We start from the raw sequence: 11,896 nt of genomic DNA on the forward strand, positions 1-11,896 counted from the left end.
CAATATTTGTCCGTCTGTTAATTTTTTTCTTAAAACAACTCATCAAACAAACTCAACTGGTTATCCTCTGGCATATTTCCAAGAATACCCATCTCATCCATCTTTTCAACCAAAGTTGATGAGAGTCCACCACGTTTGCGTAGTTCTGTTTTTGAGAGGAATTCTCCCTCTTCACGCGCTCGCACCAACTGCTTAGCAACGTTCTCTCCCAGACCATCCATTGCTACAAATGGTGGAATGAGGGTATCCCCATCGATGAGGAACTCTGTCGCCTGACTACGGTAGAGATCGAGTTTTCCAAACTTGAAACCACGCTCCCACATCTCATTGACAATCTCAAGAGTTGTATAGAGATCGATTTCCACATTAGAGGCTTCATTGTTTTTCCGTTTTTCAGCGATTTCTTCCATTCTGCGTTTGATGGCATCCAAGCCCGCACCCATGGTCTTGATATCAAAAGCCTTGGCACGAATGGAGAAGTAAGCACAGTAGTAATAAATGGGATGATGAACCTTGAAGTAAGCTACACGCAAGGCCATCATAACGTAGGCTGCCGCATGGGCTTTGGGGAACATATACTTAATTTTCCCACAGGAATCGATATACCACTCTGGTACCTTATTGGCCTTCATGGCTTCGATGTAGCCATTTCTCTCCTCCTCGGAAATCTTGAGCCACAAGCCCTTACGTACCCGTTCCATGATGGTAAAGGCCATCTTAGGTTCAAGACCAGCATGCATGAGGTAAACCATGATGTCGTCCCGACAACCAATGACAGTTGATAGGTCAGCAATCCCTTGTTTAATCAAATCTTGGGCATTGCCTAGCCAAACATCGGTACCGTGGGACAACCCTGACAACTGAAGCAATTCTGCAAAAGTCGTCGGATGGGTTTCATCAACCATTCCTCGAACAAAGTTGGTTCCAAATTCTGGAATCCCCAGCATACCCGTAGGCGTTCCGATTTGCTCAGGTGTTACTCCTAGCACATCAGTCCCAGAAAAGAGTGCCATCACGCCTTCGTCATCCATAGGAATTTCATTAGGGTCAATCCCAGACAAATCCTGAAGTTTCCGAATCATGGTTGGATCATCATGTCCTAGTACATCGAGTTTGAGGACGTTCTCGTCGATATCATGGAAGTTAAAGTGAGTAGTCTGCCATTCAGCTGTCACGTCATCTGCTGGATACTGGACAGGCGTAAAGTCGTAGACATCCATGTAGTTAGGAATAACAACGATTCCCCCCGGGTGTTGTCCTGTTGTCCGCTTGACACCAGCAGCACCTTGGGCAAGACGTTCCACCTCTGCATCACGATAAAACTTGCCATAATCTCGCTCATAGCCCTTGACAAATCCATAGGCAGTCTTGGCAGCCACCGTACCAACCGTTCCTGCACGGAAGGCATATTCCTCACCAAAGATATCACGCACATCCAAGTGGGCGCTAGGCTGGTCTTCTCCCGAGAAGTTCAAGTCAATATCGGGAACCTTGTCCCCATCAAAACCAAGGAAGGTCTCGAAAGGAATATCCTGTCCGTTTTTGCTGAGTTTGTGACCACATTTTGGACAGTCCTTATTGGGCATATCAAAACCTGAACCGTAAGAACCATCGGTGATAAATTCGCTGTACTGACACTGACCACAGACATAGTGAGGAGAGAGAGGATTGACCTCTGTAATCCCAATCATGGTCGCAACGAAACTAGATCCGACAGACCCACGAGAACCAACCAAGTAACCCCGTTCATTGGATCGTTGTACTAGCATCTGCGAGGCTAGATAAATCACAGCAAATCCATTCCCCAGAATAGAGGTTAGTTCTTTTTCAATCCGCAAATCAACGATATCTGGCAGCGGATTTCCATAAATTTCAAAAGCTTTCTTATAGGTCAACTCAGCGACCGTTTCTTCAGCCTTGTCAATAAAAGGTGTATAGAGATCACCCTTAACAACCTCAACGGGTTCAAAGATTTCTGCCAAGGCATTGGTGTTTTCAATAACCAATTTACGAGCCAGTTCCTCTCCCAAGAAGGCAAATTCATCCAACATCTCATTAGTCGTTCTAAAATGAGCCTTTGGCAAAGGAGCTGGTTGGGCATGTTCTCCATGACCGATAGTTCGGTTAATCATAGCTCCCTGTCCCAAACTACGGACGATAATTTCACGGTAAATCTCTTCTTCCGGTTCGATATAGTGTACATTTCCCGTAGCCAAAACGGGCTTGCTAAGGCGTTCTCCAACCTCTATCAAACTCCTGATAATAGTCTGGAGCTCCTCCATATCCTTAATCTGCTCCTTGGCAATCAAGGGAGCATAGATAGCTGGCGGCATGACCTCAATAAAGTCATAATACTTGGCCACCTCAACCGCCGCATCCACACCTTGGGAAACGACTGCATCAAAAACTTCACCTTCAGAGCAAGCTGAACCTAAAATCAAACCTTCCCGATGGTCATCTAGAACCGTTCTCGGAATCCGTGGTACTCCTTCAAAGTACTTGGTATTGGACAAAGAAACTAACTTAAAGATATTTTTTAGACCTACCTGATTCTTGACATAAATGGTCGCATGTTTGATTCGAGCTTTTTTATAAGAATCTGGACTGATTAGATCAATGTTGAGTCTAGCTAGATTGGTCACACCATGTTTTTCTGCTACCTCTTTGATAAAGATGAAAAGCAGACGACCAGTAGCTTCCGCATCGTAGTTGGCCATGTGGTGATGTTCTAGAGCCACACCAAAGCGCTTGGTCAAAGGCCCCAAACCATGACGTTTGTACTCAGGATAGAGGTTTCTAGCAAACTCCAGCGTATCAATAACTGGCTGACTAATCTTTGGCAAACCATGACGCTCATAGTTAGCATTCATAAAGCCAACGTCAAAGGTGGCATTGTGTGCGACTAAGACTGTATCCTTGCAAAATTCTTGGAATTCTTGTAAAACTTGTTCCAGTGGTTTGGCATTTTTGACATGATCATCTGTAATTCCAGTCAACTCCGTGGTAAAGGCTGACAAGGGATGCCCAGGATTGATAAATTCATCAAATTCAGCAATGACATTCCCCTTGTACATCTTAGAGGCCGCAACCTGAATCAAGTCATTATAGATGGCTGATAGACCCGTCGTTTCCACGTCAAAGACCACATAGGTTGCTTCTGACAAGTCCATCTCCACTTCGTTATAGACGATAGGGACACGATCCTCCACAATATTGGCTTCCATTCCATAAATCAGCTGAATTCCAGCTTTTTTGGCCGCCTTATAACCGTGTGGGAAAGATTGAACATTTCCATGGTCGGTAATGGCAACCGCCTTGTGTCCCCACTTAGCAGCTGTCGCAACGATTTCTTCGACCTCTGGTAGAGCATCCATAGTCGACATATTTGTATGGGCATGAAACTCAACCCGACGCTCACCTTCTGGCATCAAATCCTTCCGCTCATAGTGAACAACTTCCTGCACATCCTGCACATTCATAGTCAAATCGCGTGTGAAGTTATTCATCTCCACATTCCCACGCACTCGTAGCCAAGAATTTTTCTTGATTAGATCAAATTTCTGAGCCTCTTCCTCATTTTTAACCCACTTTTGCATAGAAAAACTTGAAGTGTAGTCCGTCATTTTAAAGTTGATTAAAACACGACCTGTTCTGGTCACTTTTTGCTCCACATCAAAAACAACCCCTTCAAAGACCAGACGATTTTCCTCAGTCGTCACTTCAATCATAGGAGTAATCTCCGCCTTGTCCAATTTCGGTTTAGCTGCAGCTTTTTTGGCTTGAAAATCAAAGGTTGGTTTCTCTTCTGCTGGAGGTGGTGCCATCTGTTCCAGTTGCTCCATAGCACGGAGCGCTTCCTCATTGGCAGCTTGAACAATCTGTTCATTTTCGGCATGAAAGGCTTCTTCCTGCTCTTGGGTCAGCACATCATTCTTCTCTACTTGACAGTTAAAAGTAGGAAAGCCAAATTTTTCAAGTTGTTTAGCTAAATTAGGAAGATGATTTTTCTTAAAATGTTCCTTATCAATGGCTTCTGAGCCTTCAATAAAGAGTTGATTGCCCTCAGCACGAACTTTCAGATTTTGATAAAGGGACTTAAAACCTTGACTAGCACATGGCCCTTCAGAAAAAGCCTCTTTATAATATGCTTGTAAGAGTTGATTTGAAAATTCTTGAGACAGAGCCTTGATTTCGAAAACAGCTTTATTGCCTGTCTTAGAAAATTCCTCACTCAGCCCTTTCTTTAATTCTAAAAAGATTTCAATCGGTAAAATATTAGAAAATACGAAATGAAACTCCCATACCTTACTAATTTTATGAACCACAACACCTTCAATATCAGCATGTGATAAAGCAGATGCCTGTCTCATTTCAGCAGGCATCCCCAGTTGATTCATCAAAATTTCAAAACTATTTGACATTCATTTTCCTCACATTATTCTTCTACTATTTTACCATATTTAGAGGTATTTTCTAAAGACAAAAGGAAGCCACTAAGTGACTTCCTTCTAGAGTGAGAACTGATTAGTCTTCACCTTTGTTTTTCTTAATGATTTCTTCTTGTACTGACTTAGGTACATCTTCGTAGTGGTCAAATACCATCATGAATGTACCACGTCCTTGAGATGCAGAACGAAGAACTGTTGCGTAACCGAACATTTCAGCAAGTGGAACATAAGCACGAACGATTTGGCTGTTACCGTGTGCTTCCATACCATCTACACGTCCACGACGAGCAGTTACGTGACCCATAACATCACCAAGGTTTTCTTCTGGAACAGTGATTGTTACAAGCATCATTGGCTCAAGGATAGCTGGTTGTGCTGATTTAGCAGCTTCTTTAAGGGCAAGTGAAGCCGCGATCTTGAAGGCAGTTTCAGATGAGTCGACATCGTGGTATGAACCATCGTAAAGCTTAGCTTTAACGTCAACCATTGGGTAACCTGCAAGAACACCGTTAGCCATAGATTCTACCAAACCTTTTTCAACCGCTGGGATAAATTCACGAGGAACCACACCACCGACGATTGCGTTTTCGAATTCGAATCCTTTACCTTCTTCGTTTGGAGTAAATTCAATCCATACATCACCGAATTGACCTTTACCACCAGACTGACGTTTGAAGAATCCACGTGCTTGAGTAGAAGCGCGGAATGTTTCACGGTAAGATACTTGAGGGGCACCTACGTTCGCTTCAACTTTGAACTCACGACGCATACGGTCAACAAGGACGTCAAGGTGAAGCTCACCCATACCAGAGATAACTGTTTCACCAGTTTCAACGTTTGTTTCAACACGGAATGTTGGATCTTCTTCAGCCAATTTTTGAAGGGCGATACCCATCTTATCTTGGTCTGCTTTAGATTTAGGCTCAACCATCAATTGGATAACTGGTTCTGGAACGTTGATTGACTCAAGGATGATTTTAGCTTTTTCATCTGTCAATGAGTCACCAGTAGTAGTATCTTTCAAACCAACGGCAGCAGCGATATCACCTGAGTAAACAGTGTCGATTTCTTGACGGCTGTTAGCGTGCATTTGAAGGATACGTCCGATACGTTCACGTTTACCTTTAGAAGTGTTCAATACGTATGAACCTGATTGAAGCACACCTGAGTAAACACGGAAGAATGTCAAACGACCTACGAATGGGTCTGTCATAATCTTGAAGGCAAGAGCTGCAAATGGCTCTTCGTCAGATGCAGGACGAGTTTCTTCTTCATCTGTATCTGGGTTGATACCTTTGATCGCTGGGATGTCAAGTGGGCTTGGAAGGTAGTCGATAACCGCATCAAGCATCAATTGAACACCTTTGTTTTTGAAGGCAGAACCACACAATACTGGGAAGAATTCAACGTTGATAGTCGCTTTACGGATACCAGCTTTCAATTCTTCATTAGTGATTTCTTCACCTTCGAGGTATTTCATCATCAATTCTTCGTCAGTTTCAGCAACTGCTTCAACCAATTTTTCACGGTATTCTTGTGCTTGGTCAAGGTATTCAGCTGGAATATCTTCTTCAAGGATATCTGTACCAAGGTCGTTAGTATAGATTTCAGCTTTCATCTTGATCAAGTCAATGATACCACGGAAGTCATCTTCAGAACCGATCGGCAATTGGATTGGGTGTGCATTTGCTTGAAGACGATCGTGAAGTGTGCTTACAGAGTAAAGGAAGTCAGCACCGATTTTGTCCATTTTGTTGGCAAATACGATACGTGGAACTCCGTACTCAGTTGCTTGACGCCAAACTGTTTCAGTTTGAGGTTCAACACCTGATTGTGAGTCAAGAACGGTAACCGCACCATCCAATACACGAAGAGAACGTTGTACTTCGATTGTGAAGTCCACGTGTCCTGGTGTGTCGATGATGTTTACGCGGTGGTTGTTCCATTGAGCTGTTGTCGCAGCAGATGTGATAGTGATACCACGTTCTTGCTCTTGCTCCATCCAGTCCATTTGTGACGCACCTTCGTGAGTTTCACCGATTTTGTGGATTTTACCAGTGTAGTAAAGAATACGCTCAGTAGTTGTTGTTTTACCAGCATCGACGTGAGCCATGATACCGATATTACGAGTTTTTTCAAGTGAAAATTCGCGTGCCATGAGGTTTGTTTCTCCTATTTATTTTGATTTCTATTCTATTATAACACGATTTTAATAAAAACGGATAGGCAGGACCTACCCGTTCTCAATGTTTTCATGCTATTGTTGGTTTCAACTTGTAGATTTACAAGTTGAATTGAACTCGGGCCAGAGTTAGCTAGCCGATTTGAGCCGGAACGGGATGCTGTGTGAAAAAGATAAACTTCCTTGTATTCGTCGGATACTGCGTCAGTTTCCTATTTTCACCTTGCATCCTTACCGTTCCTAGCATCATGATTTTACCAACGGAAGTGTGCGAATGCACGGTTAGCTTCAGCCATACGGTGAGTGTCTTCACGTTTCTTAACTGCTGCACCAGTGTTGTTAGCAGCATCCAAGATTTCTTTTGCAAGACGGTCTTGCATTGTGTGTTCACCACGAAGACGAGCGATTGTTACCAACCAACGAAGTCCAAGTGTTGTACGACGTTCTGGACGAACTTCAACTGGGACTTGGTAGTTAGAACCACCAACACGACGTGCACGTACTTCAAGTACAGGCATGATGTTTTCCATAGCTGTTTCAAATACTTCAAGTGCATCGTTGCCAGTAGCTTCTTTGATTTGCTCAAAGGCACCGTAAACGATTGAAGCAGCTGTACCACGTTTACCATCAAGCATAACGCGGTTGATAAGACGAGTAACTAATTGTGAATTGTAAAGCGGATCTGGCAATACGTCACGTTTTGGAGCTCTATTTTTACGACTCATTTCTCTTTATCCCCTTTCCTTATGCTTTTGGACGTTTAGTACCGTATTTAGAACGGCCTTGTTTACGATCGTTAACACCTGCAGTATCAAGTGCACCACGGACGATATGGTAACGTACCCCTGGAAGGTCTTTTACACGTCCACCACGAAGAAGAACCACGCTGTGCTCTTGCAAGTTGTGTCCGATACCTGGGATGTAGGCAGTAACTTCGATAAGGTTGCTCAAACGTACACGAGCAAATTTACGAAGGGCTGAGTTAGGTTTTTTAGGTGTCATTGTTCCAACACGAGTTGCAACACCACGTTTTTGTGGTGAAGAAACGTTTGTTTGAACTTTTTTATGACTGTTGTAACCAACGTTCAAAGCTGGTGATTTAGATTTTTCTACTTTTGATTTACGCGGTTTGCGAACCAATTGGTTAATTGTAGGCATCTACATTCTCCTGTGTTTTTTTATTTTTGGTGATGATACACTTGGTGACAGCTATCATCTGTGTGTACTTTTGCAACATTTGTCAGCACGTCCCTGTACACTCTTGAGAGACCAAAAGTAAAAAGTACCGTCTATTATTGTAACAAAATTTTCCATTGGTTGTCAAGATATTTTTCTTTTTTATTCTTAATTTTAGCTCTTTTGTAGTACTCCCCCAAAAAAGAAAAAGGAGGAATCCCACCCTCCTAAAGTTAGTATTGTTCCATTCAATCCCATCAATTTTAACACATAATGTTCAAAAAAATATTATATCATCACAACCAACCACATTCTTTTGCGATATTAGCTGCCTCTGTTCGATTACCTGCATCTAGTTTCGAAAAAATATTGGTGACATAGTTTCGGACTGTTCCGTTGGATAGATAAAGTTTGTCTGCAATTTCTTGATTAGATAAACCCTGAGCAATTCCCTTTAAAACTGCGATTTCTTGTTCTGTTAATGGATTGGGATGCGTCATAACCACTTCCATCAATTCAGGCGAATACTCCTTGCGCCCTTCGAGGACTGTGTGCAAGGTTTGCATGAGGTCTGCGATGCTTCGTTCCTTTAATACATAAGCATTCACTCCAGCCTTAACTGCACGTTCAAAATACCCAGGACGCTTGAAGGTCGTCACCACAACCACCTTTGTTTCTAGCTTTTCTGATCGTATCCACTCCAGCACTTCAAGACCTGTCTTAACAGGCATTTCTACATCAAGGATGGCAATATCTACTGCTTCTTTCCCCAAAACCTCGATAGCCTCGGCTCCATTTTTCGCCTGCAGAACAGTCTCCACATCTGGTTGAAAGCTCAAGAGCTGGCACATGGCGTCTCTAAGCATACTTTGATCTTCTGCGACTAATACTTTCATCTACTTTTTCTCCTTATAAGGCAGATGCACGCGCACCTCTGTTGGATGTTTCAAACTGACCAGCTCTACTTGACCTGAGAAGGCTGCTGCACGGTCACGGACTGTATGGAGTTCATTTCCTTTTACAGTTGCAAAACCTTTCCCGTCATCTCTAACTGTCAGAACCAATTCCTGATCTGTACGTTCCAGTTTTAGATAGGCTTTATTAGCGCTGGCATGTTTGATGATATTGGTCGCAAGTTCTAACAAAATCATAGCAGCCGTCGACTCTACATCCTGGGTCAAACTAGCCTTGTCTAACTGATTGTCAACCTCAACCTCAATTCCAGCAATCTCCAGCATCTTTTTGACAGTTTCAAGCTCTGAAGCTAGGGTCCGTGATTTCAGATTTTCCACGATGGTTCGCACTTCATTCATGGAATCCTTGCTGATCTGGTGAATTTCTTTTAATTCCTTTTCCACCTGTGGATAGGCCTCCATCTGAAATAACTGCAAGGCTAGATCTGTCTTGACACTCAGCATGGCAAAGGTATGTCCCAGGCTATCGTGCAAATCCTGACCGATACGACTACGTTCATTTTCAGCAAGCAATAGATTTATCTGGGCATTTTGTCTAGCCTGAGCTTCTTTCAAATCCTCGACAATGCGAATCCGAACCAAGCCCAATGTCATCAAATCGACAAAAGCAAGAATTACAAGTAGATAGAATAGAAACCCAACTTCGATTCTCTGAATAATCAACAGTTGCCCCACCACAAGCACTTGAGCAAAGAGAAAAGTCCGGACATGTAAAGAATTAAAACTACGTACGCCAAAATGATAAATTAAGAGATTGGAAAGGAAAAAGAAGAACCAGATATAATTTACAGCAACAAAGGCGGTGTTCCCAGCTACATAGACCAGCATGATGCCCCAGAAAAGCCAAGATAGGCACTGATTCTTAGTTGTTAAAACACCCAAATACGCCACTACAAATAGAATATCAATCAATAAATGCCAGACAGCAAGCTCCCCAATCACTACAGGAAGGATGGGAAAAACCATAAAAATCAAACTGGCCCAATACATATAGTCTATGCTCTTCAGTCTTTCAAGCATTAAGCATTCTCCTTATGACCTTGAAGGTAAATGGTCAAACCAAACAAAACTGCTGAAAAAACAAGTAGATAAACTGTGGCTGATAAATTGATGCCACCCTCATTTAAGAAGGTCTTGATCAATTCCATCAACTGATAGCTTGGTAGACGCTTCCCGATTGCTTGCATCCAGTCTGGAAATAAAGAGACGGGCATCCAGAGTCCGCCTAAAACAGCCAAGCCAAAGTAAAGAAGATTGCCTACAACAGACATCAACTGACTAGTTGGTAGGAGAGTCAAGGCCAAACCAAGGGCTACAAAAGCTACACTTCCAACTATCAGCAAAAGCGCAGCTCCAATCCAGTTTCCAAGAGACATGTCCACACCTCTTACAAAATGCCCAACTGAGAAAACAACCAGAATTGAGACCAAATAATTAACCATCATACTTGTTATCTTTGATAGATAATATTCTACCATATTTACAGGGCTATGACGTAATATTTTCTGCCAGTTGTTGATCTTATCGGTATGTAAAACAACTGGGAATGAAAAGATAGCTGTCGACATCATGGAAAAAGCCGTCATGGAGATGAGGTAGTCGCGCATAAAATTAGCCGGTCCACCTGGTGTTTCCTGGGACATGCCTGAAAAGAATAAATAGAAGGTTGTCGGCATCCCTACGGATAATAAATAATAGACTAGTTGCCGTTTGGTCAATAGAAATTCTATCTTATTTAATGCGATCCATCGTTTCATCTTAGTCATCTCCCTTCTGTGTTTCTTCAAAGATTGTATCTAGCAAACTACGGTTATTAACTTCGATTTCTTGTATGCTACATCCCGCTTGCACTAACAGTTGCCAAAAAGCATCCGCTTCACGTGTAACTACTTGCAAAGCATCTTGTTTTTGTGACCAGTTTTCAACCAAGTTAGACTGCTCAATGACTCCCTTGTATACTAGAGGAAGGATAAAGTGCTTTTCAATCTCCTCACTGCGCATAGCTAGAGGCGTCGTGTCACGAATCAACTCTCCCTTATTTAAGACCAAGATTCGGTCAGCTGTATGCTCTACCTCTTCGATATAATGGGATGAATAGAGAATGGTGACTCCCTGCGCTTTTAGATCCTGGACAATTTCCCAAAAACGTTGACGAGTTGAGGTATCCATGGCTGCAGTAGGCTCATCCAAAAAGACAAGCTTTGGTCGGCCAATCAAGGTCAAGACAAAAGAGAAGAGACGCTTCTGCCCACCTGACAATTTTTCTGCCAATTGTTCTTTTTGTTGCTTGTCAAACTGCAGTAGTTGATCGATCTCCTGGTTGTTCAAGGGATTTGGATAAATACTTTGAAAGAAAGCAATCAGCTCTTTGACCTTTAATTTCTGAACGATGACATTTTCTTGAGGCAAGTAACCTCTAATATAGTCTAACTGAGAACTCGTCACTGGCAAGCCTTGGATAGATACTTGACCGCTGGCGACTAGTTTATCTCCTAGCAAACAGTCCAAGAGTGTGGTCTTCCCAGCACCATTGGGACCAATCAAGGCGACGCATTCACCTTCAGCTACCTCAAAGGAAATACCCTTCAATATAGCCTTGCCCTTGATGTTTTTATTTAGGCTTTCTACCTTAATCATGTTCATGATATTCTCCTTTCAGCCACTCCTTTCCCATCGGAAAGGAGATAAAAATCATAAATCCTAATCCCCAGGCACCGCGAATAGCTTGGTGAAGGAAGGCTTGATCAAACCAACCTGTAAACATTTCTACCAACCATACCACTAGTGACAGTCCAATAAAAAGATAGAGAATCGCTTTTTTCATTTTTCAAACTCCTTTTTCACATCTGAGACTAATTTCAAACCTTCTCGGATAAGCCAGGACATCATTCCAAATCCTGCAAATAGCTCCCAAGGAAAATGATAGAATCCTTCGTCCAATCCTGAGAACATGGGATAAGTCATGATTCCTGCTGTTACTAAACTCATTGCGACAATTACTTTATCTTTCATTTTTTTATTCCTCCATTTCATACTTCAATTATAGTCTTTTGAAGTTAGCAGAGTTAGATGCTTCTGTCACTAGAAAATATGACAAATGTCATAAAAGATTCTGT

General features: G+C 42.5%; 10 protein-coding genes. All 10 read right to left on the bottom strand.

What is annotated here, in order from left to right:
• Positions 1-29 precede the first annotated feature (29 nt).
• The 10 genes from ACORHU_RS09065 to ACORHU_RS09110 all read right to left on the bottom strand — a co-directional run bounded on the left by ACORHU_RS09065 (position 30) and on the right by ACORHU_RS09110 (position 11,792).
• On the bottom strand, positions 30-4,421 hold the full coding sequence (locus ACORHU_RS09065) for a PolC-type DNA polymerase III (RefSeq protein WP_434364408.1): 4,392 nt from the start codon (positions 4,419-4,421) through the stop codon (positions 30-32).
• A gap of 103 nt (positions 4,422-4,524) precedes the next feature.
• Entirely contained in the window at positions 4,525-6,606 is a 2,082-nt protein-coding gene (gene fusA, locus ACORHU_RS09070; RefSeq protein ID WP_000090357.1) for an elongation factor G, read from the bottom strand.
• A gap of 278 nt (positions 6,607-6,884) precedes the next feature.
• Complete coding sequence (rpsG, locus tag ACORHU_RS09075) at positions 6,885-7,355, bottom strand: 30S ribosomal protein S7 (protein ID WP_000087873.1); 471 nt, start codon at positions 7,353-7,355, stop codon at positions 6,885-6,887.
• 19 nt (positions 7,356-7,374) lie between these two features.
• Entirely contained in the window at positions 7,375-7,788 is a 414-nt protein-coding gene (gene rpsL, locus ACORHU_RS09080) for a 30S ribosomal protein S12 (RefSeq protein ID WP_001142332.1), read from the bottom strand.
• Positions 7,789-8,102: 314 nt separating this feature from the next.
• A complete protein-coding gene (locus ACORHU_RS09085) occupies positions 8,103-8,702 on the bottom strand; it encodes a response regulator transcription factor (RefSeq protein WP_434364409.1) in 600 nt (199 codons plus the stop codon).
• The gene (locus ACORHU_RS09090) at positions 8,703-9,800 is read right to left on the bottom strand and encodes a sensor histidine kinase (RefSeq protein ID WP_434364410.1); all 1,098 of its coding nucleotides are present in this window, start codon (positions 9,798-9,800) and stop codon (positions 8,703-8,705) included. It lies immediately after the preceding gene.
• Entirely contained in the window at positions 9,800-10,537 is a 738-nt protein-coding gene (locus ACORHU_RS09095) for an ABC transporter permease (protein ID WP_434364411.1), read from the bottom strand. The genes ACORHU_RS09090 and ACORHU_RS09095 overlap by 1 nt, the downstream gene beginning before the upstream one ends.
• A gap of 1 nt (position 10,538) precedes the next feature.
• Positions 10,539-11,423 carry an ABC transporter ATP-binding protein gene (locus tag ACORHU_RS09100; protein WP_414339243.1) on the bottom strand — a complete coding sequence of 295 codons (885 nt, stop codon included), beginning with the start codon at positions 11,421-11,423 and terminating at the stop codon, positions 10,539-10,541.
• The gene (locus tag ACORHU_RS09105) at positions 11,410-11,604 is read right to left on the bottom strand and encodes a hypothetical protein (protein ID WP_414339242.1); all 195 of its coding nucleotides are present in this window, start codon (positions 11,602-11,604) and stop codon (positions 11,410-11,412) included. The genes ACORHU_RS09100 and ACORHU_RS09105 overlap by 14 nt, the downstream gene beginning before the upstream one ends.
• Positions 11,601-11,792: a hypothetical protein gene (locus tag ACORHU_RS09110; RefSeq protein ID WP_414339241.1), complete on the bottom strand. Its 192-nt coding sequence runs from the start codon at positions 11,790-11,792 to the stop codon at positions 11,601-11,603. Before ACORHU_RS09110 ends, ACORHU_RS09105 begins: the two co-directional genes overlap by 4 nt.
• Positions 11,793-11,896: the final 104 nt, after the last annotated feature.

The organism is Streptococcus sp. KHUD_015 (assembly GCF_051106265.1).
Lineage (GTDB): Bacteria > Bacillota > Bacilli > Lactobacillales > Streptococcaceae > Streptococcus.

Coding starts and splice junctions, on each gene's coding strand:
- ACORHU_RS09065 (WP_434364408.1), bottom strand. CDS start 4,421: ATGTCAAATAGTTTTGAAATTTTGATGAATCAACTGGGGATGCCTGCT.
- fusA (WP_000090357.1), bottom strand. CDS start 6,606: ATGGCACGCGAATTTTCACTTGAAAAAACTCGTAATATCGGTATCATG.
- rpsG (WP_000087873.1), bottom strand. CDS start 7,355: ATGAGTCGTAAAAATAGAGCTCCAAAACGTGACGTATTGCCAGATCCG.
- rpsL (WP_001142332.1), bottom strand. CDS start 7,788: ATGCCTACAATTAACCAATTGGTTCGCAAACCGCGTAAATCAAAAGTA.
- ACORHU_RS09085 (WP_434364409.1), bottom strand. CDS start 8,702: ATGAAAGTATTAGTCGCAGAAGATCAAAGTATGCTTAGAGACGCCATG.
- ACORHU_RS09090 (WP_434364410.1), bottom strand. CDS start 9,800: ATGCTTGAAAGACTGAAGAGCATAGACTATATGTATTGGGCCAGTTTG.
- ACORHU_RS09095 (WP_434364411.1), bottom strand. CDS start 10,537: ATGAAACGATGGATCGCATTAAATAAGATAGAATTTCTATTGACCAAA.
- ACORHU_RS09100 (WP_414339243.1), bottom strand. CDS start 11,423: ATGAACATGATTAAGGTAGAAAGCCTAAATAAAAACATCAAGGGCAAG.
- ACORHU_RS09105 (WP_414339242.1), bottom strand. CDS start 11,604: ATGAAAAAAGCGATTCTCTATCTTTTTATTGGACTGTCACTAGTGGTA.
- ACORHU_RS09110 (WP_414339241.1), bottom strand. CDS start 11,792: ATGAAAGATAAAGTAATTGTCGCAATGAGTTTAGTAACAGCAGGAATC.